Raw genomic sequence first — 21579 nt, 5'->3', positions numbered from 1 at the left:
ACGTCGTGAAACAAGCGGTTCCGGCTCAACGCGAACTGATGAACACCCGGCCGAATGATGGGTTGGAAGGAAGAGTTCGCATGCATTCGATGCAACGGCAGATCGATGGAAGTCCGCGGCAGCTCGCACAGCAGGAAAAACTCTCGCAATGGCAGCACACATCGTCCACGCACGGCCAGAATGGTCTGCCATTGCAGCTTCGTGCCGGAATAGAAGCGTTATCGGGCATGGATATGGGCAATGTAAGGGTGCACCGCAATTCGTCTAAGCCGGCGCAGTTGAACGCGCTTGCTTATGCGCAAGGAAACGATATTCATCTCGGTCCAGCGCAGGAGCGGCATCTGCCCCATGAAGCTTGGCACGTGGTGCAACAGCGGCAGGGGCGTGTGCGTCCGACAATGCAACTTAAAGCTGGCGTGGACATCAATGCCGATCCTGCCTTGGAACACGAAGCCGATGTCATGGGGGCGCAGGCGCTCGATGCCGGTCAGCAGTCGCAGTACCGGCCCGCCGCGGTGCTGGCGTCGAACCCGCCGGCTACCATTGCGGGCAAGGTGATCCAGGGCGAATTCGCGGTGCAGGTGTCGCTCGATGAATTCGATATCGATGAACCGGTGAGCGGAGTAAATGCCGATGCTGTCGTCACCAGTCACAAGGAATTGCGGATCAGCAGTGTACACATCGCGGATCGTCCCGCTGGGCTGTTTAGCCCGCAGGAAAAAAGCCACACCACGGCCTGGGCGGTCTACGCCGATCAGGTACGCAACGCTGTACTTGGCCGTCCATTGGCTGCAGCCGTAACCGCTATCGGCGATCTGTATACCGATGCCAAGAACCTGCCGGGTGTTGCGCGTGCCGGCTACCTTGTCGGCAAGGCCAAGGAGACCTACGACGCAGCCAAGAAGCGCATGGATACCTTGGTGGCGATCAACCTGCTCGGCCTGCCAGAAGAGCGTCACATCGACCTGATACAGCGTTTAGCCAAAGGATTTCTCGCCTACCGCAACGTCATTCCTCTGTCGCAGGTGGATATTGGCCGCGCCACGGGCCATGGCGAACCGAAGGTGCTGGATTCGTTGCGGCCTCTGAACGCCATGGCTGCCGGATGGGAAGAGGATCCCGACCTCAATGATGGCAGCCTGCGCCTAAAGGAGGGCCAAGCCTCAAAAGCACGTGCGGAAATGTGGAGCCTAATGGACTCCGGTGCTATCGCGTCTTTCTTCAATCTGCAGGCGACGGCGGCCAGTGCGCCCGGTATTGCCGAGGATGATGGTGGCGCAGCCGTGCGCATTGCTGACTTGATCACGCAGCATTTGTGGACGCTCGAAAATGCATACGAGACCTTGTTCCGTGCCATTGAAATGGATGGCGAGCCATCGATTCGCAGCTATCTGACTTTCGTGGGCTGCCGTGGGTTATATCAAGATCTCATCTACGACAAGATCAAGTCTCATTACGACGGCGCGCAGGAAAAGAGCGCTAAGGAAAATGATGACAGATACATGACCGCAGGTCCCGCGGGCCAGGGCTTGTTCTCTGCGCAAGTAGTCACGTCGAAGGATGGCAGGGTAACCGGGCTCAACATCGGTAGTCGGGCTCCAACTGCCCTGGGTAGCGATCAGGGCAGCCATGCCACTGCGTGGGTGGTCTATGTCGATGCAGTGCGCAATGTCGTGATCGGCAAGCCCTTTGGCGAGGCGCTGACCGGCGTCTTGCACTTGTGCGAAGAGGCCAAGAAGCTCCCCGGTATGCAGCGGCTGAAGCATTTCGATGAAAAGCAGCGGTATTGGTACGCCCTGGCGATCCAGGAGTTGGAGCGGGCGTTTGCAGCGGCGAAGTCGACGACCGCCAAGATCGCCTTTGTCCCTGCATTGCAACGCATGATCAAAGCCTACCTGGGTTTTCGCAATGTGATACCGCTGTCCGAGATCAAGGGTGGATTGGCCGACGGCAATGCCGAAGCCTATTCCCGGGCAAAAATCCGCTATCTGGAAAGCGGCTTTACGAATTGGACCGGTGTGGGCGGGGCGCCCGCCAAAGATCCCGCCATTTATCGTGAAGCATTCTGGGAGCTGTACGACTACAAGGCAGTCTACAAGGCGGCGCTTCACCAGGTAGAACCGGCCGATGCCCCCGGTATTGGCGAAAAGGAAGACATGGTCCCCATCCTCGGCGACAGTATCAAGCAGCATCTCATCGCGATGCATGCTGCCTACCCGAATGCATTTGCCAAACTGAATGCAAACAGTCCGGAATTCATCAACTACGTACTCGAAAAGCTGGCGCTCCGCGATGAGTATCACGTGCCGGTCATCGCTCGAAGCCTGAGCAAATAGATTGTTGTGTGGAACGCCTTGTATGCGGAGGTCACGGCCATGAAGCAGGTTGTTTCAGCGCAGCGCAAGCAGGCGGCGGCAAATGCGGAAGTTCGCATCCACCCGGCTTCGCGACTTCCCATGCAACGGCAGGTCGATGCGAGTCCTCGGCAGGATGCGCAGCAGCGAAAGCTTGCGCAGTTGCGAGAGACACAGGCGCAACACAATCCCAAAGGTTTGCCGACACCCCTGCGAGCAGGCATCGAGTCTTTGTCGGGATTGGACATGGGTGGGGTAACCGTGCATCGCAATTGCGCCAGGCCGGCGCAGTTGGATGCCCTGGCTTATGCTCAAGGCAATGAGATTCACCTAGGTCCCGGACAGGAAAAGCATTTGCCGCATGAAGCATGGCATGTGGTGCAGCAGAAACAGGGGCGGGTGGCGGCCACCGTGCAGTTGAACGGCGCGCTGGTCAACGATGACCGGGGGCTCGAGCGCGAAGCGGACATAATGGGTCAAAAGGCGCTTCGAATGGACGCGGCAGCCCGCCCGGGCGCACCGGGCGCTGTGGCCGACCGGGAGAGGATGCCGCGCATCATACAGTCGCGTTCCCTGGCGCCCATCCAACTGGGAAAAGGCAAGGGCGACAAGGGCCAGGCACAGGAAGAGGAAATCGGCGGCCAACTTGTGGTGCGCAGCAATGTACAGGCCAATCTGGATCTGTTGAGCCGAGTATGGCGTCTTCTGCCGAAGACGGTTCGTGATTTTCTCAGCGAGATACGAGAAAACCTGGATGGACAGGAAACTCAGGAAGACCCATCTTCCGGTGAGCACCGGGTGCTGGTTGCGCGTGACAGGGAGCACGATACGCCGCTGATGCGCGTTTTGAACCTCGACCCGATGATTATCCGGAACGTGGTACTTGGCCTCTACGTCATGCCGACGGCACAACAGAAGTCGCTTCGGAGTATGGGGGCGATCGGCCTGGTGACGTTGTTCGGTCAACTCGCCACCGCCAGGCATCCCACATTGCTTTTGCTGGAAGGTCCGCCCGAAGGAATTCGCACTGGAACGACGGGTTCCGAGCATATCCAGAACAGTTGCTATGCGGCAGCGATGCTCAACATCATTGCCCGCAACGCCTATTACCGTCGCCTGTTCGATCCGCTGCACAATCCCACGTTGCCCGACAGCAATGCGCGCTTGATGCAGGACGCCATTCTTCCGCTGGTGCAACGGATTCATAGCGGCGGTACGGTGAGCGCGGCGCAAATGAGAGCCCTGCTTGCCTGCTTGAACCAGGTCGGATTATTGGCGAACGATAATGTTGACGAAGAACCCGATCAGCAGCAGCAAGATGCCAGCCAGATATTGATGGGCGTGCTAGATCTGGTTCGCCCCACGCAACCGCTCACAACGCGCGAAACACGCGTCTACGACGATGGATCACCCAACGACGTACAGGACGAAGACGAATTCGTGCTGCAGCTTTACGCACACGGGCAGCACAGTTTGCTGGATGCCTTGAGTGCGCATTTTGTTCAGGGTGTCCACAGCTCCGCACTGCATGCCGAAGACGTTGCTTCGCCGCATACCGTAGCCAGGGTGATCACCGGCTTTCCCGAAGTGCTGTCCATTGGCATCGTGCGCGGCGACGAATACGACAGCATCGACATGCCACGGCAATTCACCATTCCCGCAGCGATCACCCACAACGGCCTTCCCGGTCCAACTTATCAGCTCACCGCCTATATCGTTCGCAACACGATCTCGCACAGCAGCGGCGGGCACTACATCGCGGTGGTCAGCAATGACGACGGTACCTGGGATGAAATGGATGACATGGGAACCCCGAAGGAGGGGGAGGAGGGTGTCTGGTCGCCCTCCACGCGTCGGGTGGATCCCTCGGTGCATCGGATCGGCGGCCATCACGCGCCCTCCTACGCGATGGCAACCTTGTATACCTACCGTCAATTGCAGGCCCACGAAGTAGAACACGGCGGATCCACCATCGGGTTTGACAGCAACTGGATGATGCAGCACCCGGCGCTGGGCGATTTGCTGATGGAATCGGGGCTGACCGGAAAGGAACTGAAGGAGCGCGAACGGCTGATCGACAAGTTTCTGAGCTCAGGCGGGACAGTTTGGGATGCCCACAAACTGATGGTGGCCGAGCCTTCCGACAACGAGGCCCTACAACGGAAACTGGCAGAGCTGGAAGATGGCAAGGCGACCGTGGACTATTCGGACGCCGAGGCGAAAGACGAGATCGTCCAGAGCTTCCTCAGTCAGGGATTGGCTTCGTCCTCGATTTCCGAGCTTTTGCACATGCAGGCAGCGACGCTGAAGCACCTTGGTGAAGACGGCAGTCACGCCGATTTCCTCAGAAAGCAGTTGATCGCGCTGGATTTGGCGCTCCAGCAGCGACGCTCCAAAGCGCGCAAGGGGTACACAAAAATCTTCGGAGCCAACGCAGCCAATGGCATGAAGATCGAGATCTATGCAACCGATCGTGTGTGGCGCAATCCGGAGGTCGGGCGTTGGGCGGTCGGTGTCGCATCGGCTCTGGCCAAGGCTCCTTTTCTGCTGAGCAGAAGGCCGCCTTTGCAAATCAGGATCAATCTGCGCCCGCAAGTCACCAAGGATGTTGCCAACACCAGGAGCGACGCAAACCTGATAAACGTGAACGTAGATGATTATCAGGCAACCCTGTTCACCGTCGGCGAAACGCTGGGGCTGCTGGCCCACGAACTGGGCGTGCACTCTCTGGACCAAACCGTCATGAGCAAGGAGGAGTTGGCGAACGAAGAGAAAGACGCAAGATCCCATCAAACCGCCGCGCACGGAGGAGAAACATATACGGTGGGGCGGGACCCGGGGGCGGAAGGGCAGCAGGACGACCACCTTACCATCGGCCGCGGGGTTCTTGGTCAGTTGAGTGCGTTACCCCGCTTGCACATGTATGAGCAGACCATGCTTTCCATCCTTCAAGAGGCGCCGGACGACAAGGCCAAGAAGGAAATGGCGGCCGCCTATTGCATAGATATGGCACGTATCCTCGTTCTCAACGACGAGGCGGGGAAGATGCGTAAGGCGGGTATTATTGGAAAAGTGTGGATAGCTAAATGCATCGCGAGTGCGGCGGCGGCGGAATGGGTTCGTATTCAACAAAAATATGGCCGGCAGTTTCCCGATATACCGAAGATTGGGATAAGTAGTTTGGATATCGCCGGATACCTCTTTCGATTGAAGGGGATTTTGGACAAGATCCACAAGGAAGCGGTGGAGAAATAGGGAGGTGGCCGGCTCCCGCGCCATCGTGGCGCATCGGGGATTCTGCACGCTGCAGTAGAGCGGGAACCCGAAAGAGGGCTGGTTCAGTTCTTGATGCTAAAAAATTAGCCTGGCCGCTTCTCGAGGACGGTGGTTGATTGAAGATGCAGTTAGGTTTGATGCCTTCTGCAAATACAACTTTGGCCGAATCGAACATGTCGTTGAGCGGCACACGAACTTGCTCGTTGGTGCTGCGCAGGTCTTTTCAACTGGATTCCGGCCTTCGCCGGACGACGAATGGGTGGCTCCTGGCGACCTTGATACGCGCTTAGGTAATTGCTTTGCAGCTAAGGCGATACAGCGTTGAGATAAACCTGCCGCGTCAACATCCGCCACCCTGCCGTGCAATGTCTTGCGCTGCCGGATTGGAAGCGGCGCTGGATGAGTTTCCGGATGCTTTCATAAAACGAGGGCTCGCTGATCAGGATGACTGCACTCACTGCAAATTCCAGAGATCGACCTTCTGTGCGAGGTAATGGAAATCCCTGAACAAGGCGCTTGTGCCATTGCCATCCGGGGATTGCGCAGAAAAACCCGTTAGCAGCGGATTGCCCGATGGCAGACTGAGTTTGCGAATGATCGTCCAGGCTTTGCCGTCTTCCGAAGCGTAGAAAAAGATGGTTCCGTCCGCCTTGGCTATCTTCAGGTAGATCGATGTGCCGTTTGCTGGAAATGACGTGGCGTCATCCGATGACCCGCGTGTTACCACCGAGATGACGTCGAGACGGTGGTCGGCTTGGGCTTCCAGGCAAAGTTTGGACCAAGTAGATGTTGATGCGTACAAGACAAGGCAACCGGCATCATAGGTTGCGTGTGCCTTTATCTCGACTTTGCTGCTGAATACGAAATCGGTTGTCGCTTTGAATAGCAGCCGTGGTGAGCTGTTTGCGGTATATCCGCCGCCGGGATAGACGAACCAGTCGGTTTTCTTTGCTGCCGTCAGCGTGAGTGAGTTGCTGTTGGCGCTCCACTCGGCAGGTTTGTTTTGCCAGGTGAAAGGGGACGGGATGCCTGCAAGCGTGGGAGCTTGGGCGTATGCAGCGCTTGCGCTGGTGGCTATCGCGATGACTATGACGCGGACGATGTGGCTTTTTATTTGCAATGGTTGCTCCAGTGGAAGCCAGCATCTTTGCCTGAAAATCCAGCACTGCCGATTCGTCGCCCCGGCGAGAGCCAGGATCCAGTGACTTTGACGATCTTCAAGTTGCTGGGCTACGGCTTTCGCCGGGGCGACGAAGTAGCAAATGCCACGGCAGAGGTTGAAGATTTCCCACGGCCGGCATTAGGCGAATGGGAGCTAAGGCGACACGGCATGGAGATAGACGCGCCGCGTCGGCAAGCCATCCGCGTCGACTTGCACTTCAATCGGTCCCGCCTGCATTCCGGAGCGAACGACGGCAACGACCCGCCCATGGAATGTCTTCCATGGTCCGGATTGGAAGCTGGAAACATCATCGGGTTTGCCGTTGCCCATGCCGGCAAATTCGCCTGCGCCCGTGACGCGAACGCGCACCTGACGGTCGTCGTTCTGGTTGTAAATCGGCGTGCCGTTGTCGTCGGCGAGGGTGATGGTGACGTAAGCCAGGTCTTGTGCGTTGGCGCGTAGCTGCGTTCGATCGAGCGATACGTCGATGCGCGCCGGCTTGTCGGCGGTGCGCAATATCCATTGTCCTGCAGGGCGGCCATCACGATAACCGACCGCCACCAGGCGGCCTGGGTGATACGGCACCGAGTACGTCGCCTTGTACTGCGTATCGACGCCGGTCGCCTTGCGTCCCAGGCTTTTGCCGTTGAGAAACAGTTCCACTTCCGGAAATTCGGAATACACCACCACGTTGAGCGGCTTGCCTTCCTGGCCGGGCCAGGTCCAGCTCGGGTGGACATCTTCCAGCGACCAGTCCGTATGCGGCTGGGTGACGGTAAACAGGTGGCGATCGGGCAGGTCTTCCGTGCCGGCTGGTTGCTGCACGAATGCCGAAATCGGATCGATGCCGGTTTTCCAGATCACTTCGTGGTAATAGGCCGCGGGCCGCTTGCGTCCAGTCGCGTCGATTTCACCGCAATAGGCCAGATGCCAGGGATAGGGCCCAAGTTTTTGCCAATCCTGGTTGTAGCCCATCCAGCCGATGCCGGTTTCGCCCAGATAATCCACGGCCGTCCATACGAAATCGCCGATCACCCAGGGCATGGTTTCCGCCGCACGCCAATAGGTGAATGCGTTCTTGGAGGTCGATTCGGTGGTGAGCATTACGCGCTGTGGAAATGCTTGGTGATCGCGTGCGAACAGCGGGGCGTTGTAGTTGTAGCCGGCCACGTCGAGCACGGCGTATTGGTTGGCAATATGCGGCGTGTCGACGCTTACCGCTTCGGTGATTGGCCGGGTCGGGTCGAGTGCACGCACGCGCTCGGCCAGCTTGCGCGCCGTTTCCACGCCCAGCGGTGTGCCTTGTTCGGGAATTTCGTTACCGATGCTCCAGAACAGCACGCTGGGATGATTGCGTCCGCTGATCACCAGGCTGTCGAGATCGTGCAATCCGTCCTGTTTGAAGAAGCGTGCGTAGTCCATGGGCGTCTTGCTCATGTTCCACATGTCGAACGCTTCGTCGATGACCAGCATGCCCAGTTCGTCGGCCGCGTCGAGCGTCGCCTGGCTGGCGGGATTGTGCGCGCTGCGAATGGCGTTGTAACCGGCGGCCTTCATCAACGCGACTTTGCGCGCATCGGCATCGGGCCAGCCCGCCGCGCCGAGCATGTAGTTGTCGTGATGGATGTTGCCGCCGCGCAGCAGCACTTTCTGGCCGTTGATGCGCAGGCCATGTTCCGCGTCGACGGTGATCGTGCGGGCGCCGAAGCGGGTGCGCCGTTGGTCGGTCATGACGCCGTTGGCGTAGACATCCTGCACGAGCGTATACAGGTTGGGCGAATCGGGCGACCACAGCGATGGGTTGGTGATCTCAAGCGTCTGGTCGAAGTCCGTCCTGGCGCCGGCGGCCAGCGACTTGTTCTGGCGCGACTGCGCAACGACCTGTCCGTTCGGCGCGAGCAGTTTCGTTGCGAGCTCGACCGTACGGGCTTGAGTTGAATCGTTGGCCGCCGTGGCATGCGCGGTCACCTTCGCAAGCGCCTGTGTGGCCATCGGCGTGCTTACGAAGATGCTGTCTGGATCGAGATGCACGCGATCGAGAACATCCAGGCTGACCGGGCGGATCAAGCCCGAACCCGCATACCAGCGGGAGGACGGATCGGCATGGTTGGCGCGGATGGCCACGACGTTATCGCCAGCGTGCACCTTGCCGGTCAAATCCACGCTGAAAGCCGTATAGCCGTAACGGTGTTGCGCGACATGCTCACCGTTGAGCCAGATGTCCGCATCCATGTAGATCGCCTCGAAATTCAGGCGAACCACGCGGGCGGCTTCTTCGGCGCTGAGCGTGATGTGGCGCCGATACCAGCCGATGCCGCCCGGCAAGTAACCGGAGCTCTGGCCGCCGGGTGTGTTGGCATCGTAGGGTGCGCTGCCGTCGGGTTTGTTGGCGATCGACCAGTCGTGCGGCACGTCGATCTTGCGCCAGGCGTGGTCGTCGAGGCTTGCCGATGATGCGCTGGCCACGTCGCCTTTGTAGAACAACCAGTCTTGCGAGAGCGTGCGTTGCTCGGCGCTCAAGGGCAGGGCGATGGTGAGGAAGGTGATGGCAGCGAATGCGTTGCGGGTCAACTTGAAAATCATTGCCATGGAAACTTCCCTTCGGAGTGTCGACTTGATGCTTGCCGTGATCGGCTCCCTCCCCTGCGTTAGTAGGGGAGGGCTGGGGTGGGGTTGCTTGGGCTTTAGCGTGCAACCAAATCTCGCCATGATTTTTTGCCGGTAAGAAATCCATATCTTGCGACGATATCCGCTTTCCGCCGCTCGCTACGCTCGCACCCCACCCTAACCCTCCCCTGCATGCAGGGGAGGGGACCTATCCTCGCGGGCATCGAAGTGCGCTCAAGTCAATCATTGACGTGAACCCAAACCGCTACGATGCAGCAACTAGGCCACGCCCCGAGATCTTGAACGCGACAGCCTGCTCTCCAGGCATGTTCTCCGGCAACTCAAGCGTCAGCCCCTGCGCATCGCGCTTGAACCGTAACGGCGCTTGCATGCCCAGCATCTCCACCCGCTCGACGTTGCCCGATACGTTCGACGCAAGCGATTTCAGCGTCAGCTGCGACGAGGCAGGACGCCCCAAGGCGATGGCGTAAAGCGTCTCGCCCTTGGTGGTGTAGCGAATGTCCTGCCCCGTAAATGCATCGGCCTTGTCTTCCGCGAACATGCCTCCTGCAACCTTGGTCGGGCCTTCGCCGTAGGTATGCCACGGACGCGTGCCGAAGATGGCTTCATCGTTGATGCGCATCCATGCCGCCAGCTGTTCCAGCACCTGGCGTTCGTCCGCATCGATGGTGCCGTCGCCGCGCAGCGGAATGCTGAGCAGCAGATTGCCGTTCTTGGACACGATGTCGCACAGGCGCGTGATGACGGTGGTGGCGCTCTTGTAGCTGTGCTGTTCGAACCGTGCGCGCGAGTAATGCCAGTCGCCGATGCAGGTGTCGGTTTGCCAGGGCAGGGGACGGATCGCATCAGCGACGCCACGCTCGATATCCTCCACCAGCGCGGGCGTCTGTTCGGGCGTGAGGCGTTTGGCGTTGAGTACGGCCTCCAGTTCGCCGCCATGCCATTGGCGGCTGGCGTTGTAGTAGTAGGCGGCGATATCCAGGCCTGCTTGAGCAAGCGGCAAGCCGGTGTCGTCGAAATACAGGAGATCGGGGCGATATTTGTCGAGCAGTTCCTTGCAGCGCAGGAACCAGCTTCGCACGAACTGCGGGTTGTGCGGTGGCGGGTTTTCCGCCCACAGCCCATCGTGCTGCTCATGCCAGTGCTTGACTGCTGCCGCGCCGTGGATGCCGTCGGGCAGCTTGATGTTGGGGCCGGTGTAGAGCTCCTGCGGATCCAGTCCTTCCCACCATTTGCCGCGGCCGTCCGCCTTGGTCAGGCGTGCCGCGTCATAGCGCACGCCCTCAAGCGGGCCTTCGCCGTCATAGCCGTAGGCAGGCTGCAGCCAATGCCAAGCGTGCGCGGAGTGATTGCTGACGCCGAACTTCAAGCCGTGCTCGCGCGCGACCTTGGCCCAGCCGCCCACGATATCCTTGCGCGGCCCTACCTTGACCGAATTCCACGCGTGGTGGCTGGAGTCGTAGGTGTCGAAGTTGTCGTGATGGTTGGCCAGTGCCACGAAATATTTTGCGCCGGCCGCCTTGTACAGGCGCATCAGCGCGTCCGGATCCCAGTTTTCGGCCTTCCACAGATGATCGATTTCCATGAAGCCAAACTTGGAAGGATGGCCATAAGTACGGCAGTGATACTCGTACTGCGGCTCGCCCTGCATATACATGTTGCGCGCGTACCAGTCGCCCTGTTCGGGCACGCACTGCGCGGTCCAGTGCGCCCAGATGCCGAACTTGGCGTCGCGGAACCATGCGGGCGCAGCATAAGCGCGCAGCGAGTCCCAGGTCGGTTGGAATAATCCGCGGCCGTTCGATGCCGCGCGACCCACGCGTGGCATCCAATAAGGCGAGGAAAGTCCGAGCGCCATTCCGGCGAGAAACGATCGGCGAGAAAAAGGCATGGTGTCCCCTCGTGATGCATCTCCACAAGCTTAGGCAATGTTTTTGATGTCATGCCGCTTGACGATGAAATTCGTAATGCGCCCTCGCAAAAATCATGAATGTCTTCCTGCCTCGATCATGCGACCGATGCCATGTTGCGAGCGGACGTGGCCTGAGATGCGATCCCAGCTTCACAGCAAGCGTTTCTGCATTGCAGCAAATGTTTGCCGAACGCGCAGTTGATAAATTTTGTAATGCTCCTTCGCAACTAAGTTAATCGGACCTTTGCTATACGTCGCCCTTTCATGCCGGAGAGGGGAGTGGCGTGCGTCATCAGCTTTTGAAATGGGTATTGGCCGGCTCGGTGTGCGGATGCGTTGCGGGTGCGATGGCCGCAGACACGAGGCATGGTGCTTGGGTGGATACCTGGTCCGCCGTGCCGGATACGGCCGGGCCTGCCGTGAACGACCAGACCGTGCGCCAGATCGTGCGCGTCAGCGTAGGCGGCTCGGAAGTGCGCATCCGGCTTTCCAATTTGTTCGGCAATCTACCCATCACGCTGGGTCCCGCGCGCATCGCGCTGCATGCCAGTGGTGCGGATACCGTGCCCGGCAGCGATCACGCGCTGCTGTTCAACGGCAAGCCCACGGTGACCATCGCCAAGGGCGAAAGCGTGTTGAGCGATCCGGTAAAAATGGACGTGAAGCCACTACAGGAATTGGCGGTAAGCCTGTACGCGCCGGCCGCTGCGCCTTATCACGCATCCACTACCCACAATGCCGCCTTGGCTACGGCGTACATCACCGAAAACGGCGATGCCACCGCAGCAACGCATTACCCCCTGGATGAAGTAAGCGGCGCGCGCTTCTTTCTCACCGACGTGGAAGTGTCTGGTCCCGTCGCCAAGGCTACCGTCGTCACCTTCGGCGACTCCATCACCGACGGCGCCGGCTCCACGCAGGATGCCAACACCCGCTGGCCCGACTATCTGGCTGAACGTCTGCAGGCAGACGCGTCGCGCTCATCCATCGCGGTGGCGAATGCCGGTATCGCCGGCAACCACATCCTGCATGACGGTATCGGCCCCAGCGCACTGTCGCGTTTCGACCGCGATGCATTGGATAAACCAGGCGTGCGCTGGATCGTGTTATTGGAAGGCATCAACGATATCGGCGGCTCAGGCTTTGCGTGGGACGCCAAGGACAAAATCTCCACGCAGCAACTTATCGACGGCATGAAGTCCCTGATTGCGCGTGCGCATGCGAAACACGTGAAGATCTACGGTGCAACCTTGACGCCTTACGGCGGCAGCGGCTGGCCGTATCACAGCGTAGCCGGCGAAAAGACGCGCGAAGCATTGAATGACTGGATTCGTCACTCCGGCGCGTTCGACGGCGTGGTGGATTTCGACAAGGTCGTTCGCGATCCGGCTGCCCCGCAAAAAATGCTGCCCGCTTATGACAGCGGCGATCACCTGCATCCCAGCAGTACCGGCTACAAGGCGATGGCTCAAGCAGTGGATTTGAAGTGGTTCATACCGTAAGTGGCTGGCTCATCGTTGCGGCTTTCATGCGGATCGCGATACCGGGATTTCATCCAAGCCTATGAGGCTTGCTATCCCCCAGTGCTCCGAACTTAACACCTGTGGCAACCCTGTTTCAGAGCGAGTCATCATTCCGGCGAAGGCCGGAATCCAGTTTGAATACGTCGTGCGACCCACACAAAACCTTTATGTCGTGTGCTGCGCACTTCTTGTTTGACTGGATTCCGGCCTCCGCCGGAATGACGATTCGCTTCGAAACTGCAGCAGCGTAAAGGTTAAGTTCGAGGTATTGTGGCCATCCCTCCCCCGCAAGCAGGGGAGGGATGGCGACCGGTGCATCCATCAATTCGACGAGATGCCGTAGATGACGCCGCGCGCTGCATTGGTACCCAGGTACACCGTGCCGAACGTACGGGGATCGCCCACCACGTGCGTCACGCCGCCCCACTGATGTTGCGCGTCGTTGATCTGCACCCAGGTTGCACCGGTGTCGATGGAACGGAACAGGCCGGTTACGCCGTTGACCGTACCGGCCAGATAGATCGTTGGGTAATACTTGCCGGGCGCCGCCTTGCCGAATCCGATCGACGTCGCGGCGCTGATAGCCGATGCGTCGAACTGGCTCCAGCTCCAGCCGGAACTCTGGCTGCGATACAGGCCGTTGGGTGTCGCAAGCCAGATATCGCCTTGCACGCCCGTTACCGTCGATGCCTGGCTGCTTTGCCAGGAAGCGAGCACCGGCAAGCCGGAAGTGGTCGATGCGTACCACGTCACGCCCTTGTCGGAGCTGCTGAAGAACGTACCTGTGGCCTGATTCCAGGCATAGAACAGATTGCCGTTGGATCCATCGGACAACACTTGTGCACCGGTCGGCAGGTTGGCGGTGCCGCTGCTGGAAGGATACGTGAGCGTCTTCCAGCTGCTGCCGTGATCGGTGGATGCCACTGGTGCCACATCCGAGGGCGCCCACACGATGGTGCCGCCATCGGCAGAAATCGCCACCGTGCCGCCGCCATTGGTGGAGCCGGCCTGGTTGGCGAAGCCCGTCCAGGTGGAGCCGCCATCGTAGGAGATCGAGCCGTACGAGGTGAGGGTGCTATTGCCGTGCTGCAGAATGCGCACGATTGTCAAGGCTGAGTTCTTGGCGAAGTCCAAGCCGGTACCGATGCTGTCCCCGCAGGTGGGGTTGTTGGGTTGCGACTGCGGCACCGACGTAAGGCTGGTGTGCACGAATCCGCAAACGTCGCCGAGCCCGCTGATCAAGGGCGGACCGGCGGTGGGCGACAACAAGGTGATCACCGCCGTCTCCTCGATCCCGCTGGCACCTACGGTCCAGTGCGTGGCTTGTCCCGCATCGGCGGAAGTAAGGTCGGACGTCGCCCAGATGCCGCCGCCCGTGCCGTACATGGCATGCGCAGAATTGAACGGATCGATCACCACTTCGCCCCAGTTGCCAAAGCCTGCTTGCGTTTGCCCTGGCTGCACGATCCACGGCGACACGCTTGAATCACGTACTGCTTTCGCGCCCACGTCGGTCCAGGTGGAACCGCCATTGGTGCTGCGATACATGGTGTCGCTGGGCCACCAGTGATCCATCGTCATCACCACCAGCGTGCCCGGCTTTTCCGGATCGAGCGCCAGACCGCTGTAACCCGATGGATAGTTGTACGGATCGGTCGGCGTGATGTTTTGCCAGGTGTTCAGGCCAATGCTGTATTTCCACACCTGGCCTGCGGTCATGCTGCCGGGACCGATGGCATTGCCGTAGGTGATGTAGAGATTGCCGTCCGGCCCGATCAGGCCACGCTGCGGCATCATGCCCGCGGCAGGGCCGCCGGATACTGGCGCCCACGTCACGCCGCCGTCCGTGCTCTTGTAGAGCGACGATGCCGCCGTGCTGGTGGATACGCCGGCAAAAAGGGTCTTGGTCGGCGAACCGGCGCCGCTCGATGGTTGATAAAACGCGATGAACGCCACGCCCGCGCCGGTGCCATCGCTGGACAGCGCATTGAAGCCGCCCACGCGCGTCCAGGTGCTGCCGCTGTCGGTGCTGGTCCACAAACCATTGGTGCTGGGCTGATCGGAATCATTGCGCGTACCGTAGAACAGGATCGAGCCCTTGTTGGGATCCACCTGCAAACGTTCGCCCACGTTGCGTCCGTCCATATTGCCGCCAACCTTGAAGCTGAGTGGATGTGCGGTGAAGTGCGCGCCCTGGTCGGACGACACCAGGATCGCACCGTTGGAGCCCCACGATTGCGTGTACAGACCGCCAACCAGGTAAAGCATGTTGGCGTTGTTCGGATCGATGGCGATGCTTTCGATGCCCGTCCATTGCGAATCGGCCGGTGGCGTCCAATCGTTCAGCGGCACCCATTGCGCAGTGGTGGCGTTGTAGCGATAGGCGCCGCCGACGTCCGTACGTGCGTAGAACAGCCCTTGCTGTTTCGGATGCGCGATGATGCCGTCGACGTAACCGCCGGCCACGATGCGCACGTTGTTCCAGGTGTAGGACGGCGTGCTTTGCGCAAACGCTACGACAGGCGATAGCGAAAGGGCGGCCAATGTGCTGCAGATCAATCCACGGGCAATGGCCCGCTGCAAGCGTGTCTTCATGATCCCCTCCAGGTTTTTGCATCTTGGATTCGTTGCGGTGTATCGCCGCCGCTGGTCCATCAGCGCATCACTGCAGGAAGGCGATGCATCGCGTCATTGTTGCGTGACAAAAAAGATTGCTTCGTTGAACAGCATTTCGTTCGACCATTGCGACGTCGACGACTTTCATTCGCCGAAAACTTTCCCCTCGTCCTCCCAGCGAAAGCGGGGATCCAATGGTTTTTTAGGCAAAAGGCACTGGACTCCAGCTTTCGATGGACTGACGACTGTCTGGGTTATCGCAAGAAAATGCTCTTGCGTATGACGCGTTCCGGCTTCGGGAATGCGGTGATGCATCAATGCTATTGCTACACGCATCACCGCATTCCTGGCGCAGCACTCTATCGCTCGCGGTCAGGTGTGGCATTGCGAAGAACGCAAGGCACGCTTGCGAAAATTGAAGCTGCGTAGCAGCAATTTCGTCGCGAAACGTGAGTGTTTTGTGTTGTTGCGCAAAAGAAACATGCAATAGAGCAGACGGCGTCGCAAATCTGCTGCTGATTTGCGTCGCCATGGATGTCAAATTGAATATCGGGGAAGTTCAAATTTTCATGGACCTTCAATTCGATGCGCAGTGCATGCGTGAAGAAAAAGCATGCTGATTCTGCCATCGGCTCGAATTCCACGACGTTCTTCATTTTTTCTTGACGTCTTCTCGCGAAAGCGCGCTGCTGTGCGGGAAGTTTTGGCACGCGGTCAGCGCATGAGGCGTGACAGCGTTTTTGCATCATCGCCTCATGGGGTGACTTGCAAATAATTTTCTAAGTAACCCCTCTCCCCATCCTTGAATGAGGATGGAGAGAGGGGGCGCGCGCATGACTTGCCTGGCCAGAACATCTTCGGTCTGAGAGCTTTTGAAAAACTCCCTTCCTCGCGTACAACAGAAAAGGGAGCCTCAGGCCCCATCAGTTCGCCGACGTGCCGTAAATAACGCCGCGTGCTTCGTCTGGCCCGATATACACCGTGCCGAAGGTTCGCGGATCGCCGACCACCAGGCCAGCGCCACCCCACTGATGCAGCGTGTCGTTGATTTGCACCCACGTTGCGCCGACATTGGTGGAGCGGAACACGCCGGTGATGCCGTTCACCGTTCCTGACAGATAAACGGTGGGGTAGTGCGAACCGGTGATCGCCTTGCCGAAGCCGATCGAATTGGCGACGGTGATGCTGCCGGCATCGACCTGGCTCCAGCTGGCGCCGTAGGTGATGCTGCGGAACAAACCGTTCGGCGTGGCGATCCACACATCGCCGGCTTTGGCTTCACCCGGAACGCCGGTGACGGCAGTGGCCTGGCTGTGCTGATAGGAAGGATCCGCTTTGGGCAAGCCGGTGTATGCGACATGCCAGCTCACGCCCTTGTCGGTGCTGCTGTAGAAAACGCCGTTGCCCTGATCGAAGGCATAGAACACGTTGCCGCTGGCGCCATCGGAAACCACCTGCACGCCGACGGGAAGCGACGGCAAGCCATTTCCGTTGGCGGTCGTCCAGCTTGCGCCGTTGTCGTTGGAGATCACCGGCGCGATATCGGTGGGCGCCCACACGATGGTCTTGCCGTCGCCGGAAATGGCCACGGTGCCGCCACCGTTGGTCGAATTGGCCTTGCTCGCAAACACCGTCCAGGTGGAGCCGCCATCGTGCGAGAGCGTGCCCAGAGTGTTGTCGCCGCCTGCGCCGACGCGAACGATCGTCGATGGCGCGTACTTGGCATAGTCGATCCCGGTGCCGTTGCCGTCGCCGCCGTTGCACAACGGAACCCCTTGCTGCGGCGGCGGCGAGGTAAGACTGACGTGCACGAAACCGCAGACGTCGCCCAGGCCGCTGATCAGGTGCGGGGCGGAAGTGGGCGAGACCAGCGTAAGCACGGCCGTTTCCTCGATACCGCTGGCGCCCACCGACCAGTACGTCGGCTTGCCGGCATCGGCGTCGGTCAGATCGTACGTGGTCCAGATACCGCCGCCCCATCCGTACATGGCATGGGCGGAATTGAAGGGATCGATCACCACTTCGCCCCAGTTGCCGAAGCCGGGTTGTTTCTGTCCGGGCGGAATCATCCATGGCGACAGGCTCGCATCACGGATGGCATAGGTGCCGGTGGTCGGCGGAACACCGTTCTGGGTGGCGCCGCCCACGTCGGTCCAGCTGTTGCCGCCATCGGTGGTGCGATACATGGTATCCATCGGATACCAATGATCCATGGTCATCACTACGACAGTGCCGGGATGCGAAGGATCGACCGACACGCCGCTGTAGCCGGATGCATAGTTGATTGGGTCCTTCGGCGTAATGTCGGCCCACACATGCTTGGTGGTGTCGTACTTCCATACCGCGCCCATGTTCAAGCCGTTGGGGCCGATGGCATACGTGTAGTTACCGTTGCTGTCCTTGCTGTTGCCGTAGGTGATGTAGAGATTGCCATCCGGCCCTAGCTGTCCACGCTGCGGCAACTCATTGCTGGGGCCGCCGGGCACCGCGTTCCACGTGACACCGCCATCGGTACTTACGTAGAGCGTCGCAGCATTGGTGGCTGCGGTGGCCGTCGACACACCGACATAGATGGTCTTGGTCGGCGTACCAGCCGTTTCACCTGCAGGCGCGAAGGCGATGAACGTCACGCCCTCGCCGGTGCCGTCGTTGGTGAGCGCAGTGAAGCCGCTCACCTGCGACCACGTCGCGCCTTTGTCCTTGCTGGTCCACAAGCCGTCCTGGCCAGCTATCTGCAGCGGACCGGAGCTGGACGTGTTGTAAGTAGCGTTGGTCGTGCCGTAAAACAGCACGGAACCGTCATTCGGATCCACCTGCAGACGTTCGCCGGTGTTGCGTCCGTCGTCATTGCCGCCGACACGGAAATTCATCGTGTACGCGGTGAAGCTTTTGCCCTGGTCGGACGACACCAGCAATTGACCCGGGGACGACCATCGGCTGACGTACAAACCCGTCATCAGGTACAGCATATTGGCGTTGTTGGGATCGATGGCGATGCTTTCGATACCGCCCTGATTGCCCGAGGACACCCAGTCGTTCAACGCGATCCACTTTTTGTTGCTGGAGTCGTAGCGATACGCGCCACCCACGTCCGTGCGCGCATAGAACAACCCCTGCTGCTTGGGATGCGCAATGATGCCGTCGACGTAACCGCCGGCGACGATGCGCACGTTGTTCCAGGTGTAGGACGGCGCGGTCTGCGCCGAAAGCGCAGCGGTATGCGATAGCGACAGCGCGGCGAGCGCGCCGCATGCCAGACCGCGTGTGATGGCGCGGTACAAACGGTTCTTCATTGCCCCCTCCAGATGATGTGCAAGATCAACGCGAGGTGCGTCGCTCCCGATGCATGAGGTCATTTATCGAAAGCGGTTCGTCCTGGCGTTTTTTGTCGCGAACGTATCGTGCTGCGATGCTCGCTCGGATCGCTGGCACTCTACTTTGAAAGCAGTTCGAAGAGCCCTGTCCCCATAGGTCAATGACAGGCCTTTGCAGACATTCGTGAGGTACGGCAAACATTTCGCTTGCGGTATGTCGATGGCATGTATCTGTCCCCTCCCCTACGTGTAGTAGGGGAGGGGAGGGAGCAAGCATGCGCGTAGCTGAGACTTGGCGCAGCTATGTCGTTGTCTGGAAGGCGGCGATCGGCTCGAGCGTTCTTGAAAGACTCCCTTCCGCGCTTGCGGCAGGGAAGGGAGTCAAACATCGATCAGTTCTGCGACGTACCGTAAATAACGCCGCGCGCTTCATTCGGCCCGATGTAGAGCGTGCCGAAGGTTCTCGGATCACCGACCACCAGCGCCGCGCCACCCCACTGATGCAGCGTGTCGTTGATCTGCACCCAGGTGGTGCCGACGTTGGTGGAGCGGAACACGCCGGTAACACCGTTCACCGTGCCGGACAGGTAGATGGTGGGGTAATGCGAGCCAGTGACCGCCTTGCCGAAGCCGACCGATGACGCCGACGTGATGCTGCCGGCGTCGACCTGGTTCCAGGTAGCACCGTAATTGGTGCTGCGGAACAGGCCGGTCACCGTGGTGATCCACACGTCGCCGGCTTTCGCTTCACCGGGAACGCCGGTGACGGCGGTGGCTTGGCTGTGCTGGTAGGAGGGGGACACTTTCGGCAAGCTCGTGTTGACGGCTTGCCAGCTCACACCCTTGTTGGTGCTGTTGTAGAAGACGCCGTTGGCCTCATCCAGTGCGTAGAACACGTTGCCGCTGGCGCCATCGGACAGCACCTGCGCGCCCATCGGCAGCGACGCGAGGCTGCTTCCGCTGGCCTTCGTCCAGGTGGTGCCGCTGTCGTTCGACACCACCGGCACAACATCGCTGGGCGACCATACGATGGTCTTGCCGTCACCGGAAATAGCCACGGTGCCGCCGCCGTTGGGTGAGCCTGCCTGGTTGGCAAAGCCCGTCCAGGTGGAACCGCCATCGCGCGAGATCGAGCCGTACGAGGTGAGCGTGCTATTGCCGTGCGCCAGGATGCGTACGATCGTCGAAGGAGCGTACTTGGCGTAGTCCAACCCGGTGCCGATGCTGTCGCCGCAAGTGGGATTGTTCGGTTGCGCCTGCGGTACCGCCGTCAGGCTGGTGTGTACGAAACCGCAGACGTCGCCGAGGCCGCTGAGCAGGTGCGGACCGGAGGTGGGCGACAGCAGCGTCACCACCGCCGTTTCTTCCAGGCCGCTGGCGCCGACCGACCAGTACGTCGGTTTGCCGGCATCGGTATCGGTCAGGTCGTAGGTGGTCCAGATCGTGCCGCCCGTGCCGTACATGGCGTGCGCACCATTGAACGGGTCGATCACCACTTCGCCCCAGTTGCCGAATCCAGGCTGCGTCTGTCCGGACGGCACGCCCCACGGCTGCAGGCTGGAATCGCGAATGGCATACGTGCCGGAAGTCGGCGGAACGCCATTCCAGGTGGCGCCGCCTACGTCGATCCAACTGGCGCCGCCATCGGTGCTGCGATACATGGTGTCCATCGGCCACCAATGATCCATCGTCATCACCACCAGCGTGCCGGGGTGCGAAGGATCGACCGACAAGCCGCTGTAGCCGGAAGCATAGTTGAAGCGATCAACAGGCGTGATGTCCGTCCAGGTGTGGTGCACGGTGTCGTACTTCCACACTGCGCCCATGGTCATGCCGCCGGGGCCGACCGCATAGGTATAGGTGATGGCCTTGGTGTTGGGGTCTTGAGTGAAGCTGTTGCCGTAGGTGATGTAGAGATTGCCATCCGGCCCAAGCTCGCCACGCTGCGGCAATTCATTGGTAGGGCCGCCAGCTACCGGGTTCCAGGTAACGCCCGCATCGGTACTTACGTAGAGCGTGGTGTTATTGACGGATGCGGTGTCGGTCGATACGCCTACGTAGATGGTCTTGGTCGGCGTGCCCGCCGCTTCACCGGCCGGCGCGAAGGCGATGAAAGCGATGCCTTCGCCGACGCCGTCGGCGTTCAACGCGGTGAAGCCGCTGACTTGCGTCCACGTTGCGCCTTTGTCCTTGCTGGTCCACAAGCCATCCTTGCCGGTGACTTGCTGGGGACCGCCGCTGGGATTGGAGTAAACGGCGTTGCTCGTGCCGTAAAACAACACGGAACCGTCGTTCGGATCCACCTGCAAACGTTCGCCGACGTTGCGTCCGTCTTCATTGCCGCCGACGCGGAAGCTCAACGGGTAGGCGGTGAAACTGTTGCCCTGGTCGGACGATACCAGTATCGCGCCGTTGCTAGCCCATGAATGGACGTACAAACCCGCCGCCACGAACAGCATGTTGGGGTTGTTGGGATCGATGGCGATGCTTTCGATGCCCGTCCATCCCTGGTTCGACGGCGGCGTCCAGTCGTTCAGCGCGATCCACTTGTTCTGGCTTGCATTCCACCGGTAGGCACCGCCCACGTCGGTGCGTGCGTAGAACAAGCCTTGCTGCTTGGGATGCGCAATGATGCCGTCGACGTAACCGCCGGCGACGATGCGCACGTTGTTCCAGGTGTAGCTGGGTTGCGTAGTCTGCGCGGCGAGTGCGCCTGCATGCGATAGCGACAGCACGGCGAGCGCGCTGCAAGCCAATCCGCGAGTGATGGCCTGGTACAAACGTTTTTTCATTG

10 protein-coding genes are annotated in these 21579 nt (G+C 60.0%); 3 read left to right on the top strand and 7 right to left on the bottom strand.

Annotation, left to right across the window (positions count from 1 at the left end; all coding sequences use genetic code 11):
• Positions 1 to 5: 5 nt before the first annotated feature.
• Together ACTHNE_RS19515 and ACTHNE_RS19510 are read left to right on the top strand one after the other, a co-directional pair.
• Positions 6 to 2336 (top strand): eCIS core domain-containing protein, encoded by a 2331-nt coding sequence (locus ACTHNE_RS19515; protein ID WP_440270093.1) that lies wholly within the window; start codon positions 6 to 8, stop codon positions 2334 to 2336.
• A 39-nt stretch (positions 2337 to 2375) separates the two neighbouring features.
• Positions 2376 to 5609, top strand: a complete 3234-nt coding sequence (locus ACTHNE_RS19510; RefSeq protein ID WP_440270092.1) for an eCIS core domain-containing protein — start codon at positions 2376 to 2378, stop codon at positions 5607 to 5609.
• 475 nt (positions 5610 to 6084) lie between these two features.
• On the opposite strand, the gene ACTHNE_RS19505 is transcribed toward ACTHNE_RS19510, so the two are convergent.
• The 3 genes from ACTHNE_RS19505 to ACTHNE_RS19495 all read right to left on the bottom strand — a co-directional run bounded on the left by ACTHNE_RS19505 (position 6085) and on the right by ACTHNE_RS19495 (position 11278).
• A complete protein-coding gene (locus ACTHNE_RS19505) occupies positions 6085 to 6750 on the bottom strand; it encodes a DUF1349 domain-containing protein (protein ID WP_324941135.1) in 666 nt (221 codons plus the stop codon).
• A 195-nt stretch (positions 6751 to 6945) separates the two neighbouring features.
• Complete coding sequence (locus tag ACTHNE_RS19500; protein ID WP_440270091.1) at positions 6946 to 9381, bottom strand: glycoside hydrolase family 2 TIM barrel-domain containing protein; 2436 nt, start codon at positions 9379 to 9381, stop codon at positions 6946 to 6948.
• A gap of 283 nt (positions 9382 to 9664) precedes the next feature.
• Positions 9665 to 11278: an alpha-L-fucosidase gene (locus ACTHNE_RS19495; protein ID WP_440270090.1), complete on the bottom strand. Its 1614-nt coding sequence runs from the start codon at positions 11276 to 11278 to the stop codon at positions 9665 to 9667.
• A 431-nt stretch (positions 11279 to 11709) separates the two neighbouring features.
• Between ACTHNE_RS19495 and ACTHNE_RS19490 the strand changes: the two genes are divergently transcribed.
• Positions 11710 to 12834 carry an SGNH/GDSL hydrolase family protein gene (locus ACTHNE_RS19490; RefSeq protein ID WP_324941127.1) on the top strand — a complete coding sequence of 375 codons (1125 nt, stop codon included), beginning with the start codon at positions 11710 to 11712 and terminating at the stop codon, positions 12832 to 12834.
• 342 nt (positions 12835 to 13176) lie between these two features.
• Here ACTHNE_RS19490 and ACTHNE_RS19485 read toward each other — a convergent pair whose 3' ends face one another.
• The 4 genes from ACTHNE_RS19485 to ACTHNE_RS19470 all read right to left on the bottom strand — a co-directional run bounded on the left by ACTHNE_RS19485 (position 13177) and on the right by ACTHNE_RS19470 (position 21577).
• On the bottom strand, positions 13177 to 15450 hold the full coding sequence (locus ACTHNE_RS19485) for a hypothetical protein (RefSeq protein ID WP_324941124.1): 2274 nt from the start codon (positions 15448 to 15450) through the stop codon (positions 13177 to 13179).
• 380 nt (positions 15451 to 15830) lie between these two features.
• Positions 15831 to 16181: a hypothetical protein gene (locus ACTHNE_RS19480; RefSeq protein WP_324941121.1), complete on the bottom strand. Its 351-nt coding sequence runs from the start codon at positions 16179 to 16181 to the stop codon at positions 15831 to 15833.
• A gap of 213 nt (positions 16182 to 16394) precedes the next feature.
• Positions 16395 to 18764, bottom strand: a complete 2370-nt coding sequence (locus tag ACTHNE_RS19475; protein WP_440270089.1) for a hypothetical protein — start codon at positions 18762 to 18764, stop codon at positions 16395 to 16397.
• Between the two features lie 413 nt (positions 18765 to 19177).
• Complete coding sequence (locus tag ACTHNE_RS19470) at positions 19178 to 21577, bottom strand: WD40/YVTN/BNR-like repeat-containing protein (protein WP_324939866.1); 2400 nt, start codon at positions 21575 to 21577, stop codon at positions 19178 to 19180.
• Positions 21578 to 21579 lie beyond the last annotated feature (2 nt).

Origin of the sequence: Dyella sp., assembly GCF_051954575.1 — a bacterium.
Lineage (GTDB): Bacteria > Pseudomonadota > Gammaproteobacteria > Xanthomonadales > Rhodanobacteraceae > Dyella_B.
The sequence above is the reverse complement of the archived record's forward strand: the minus strand, read 5'-3'. Positions and strand labels throughout refer to the sequence as shown.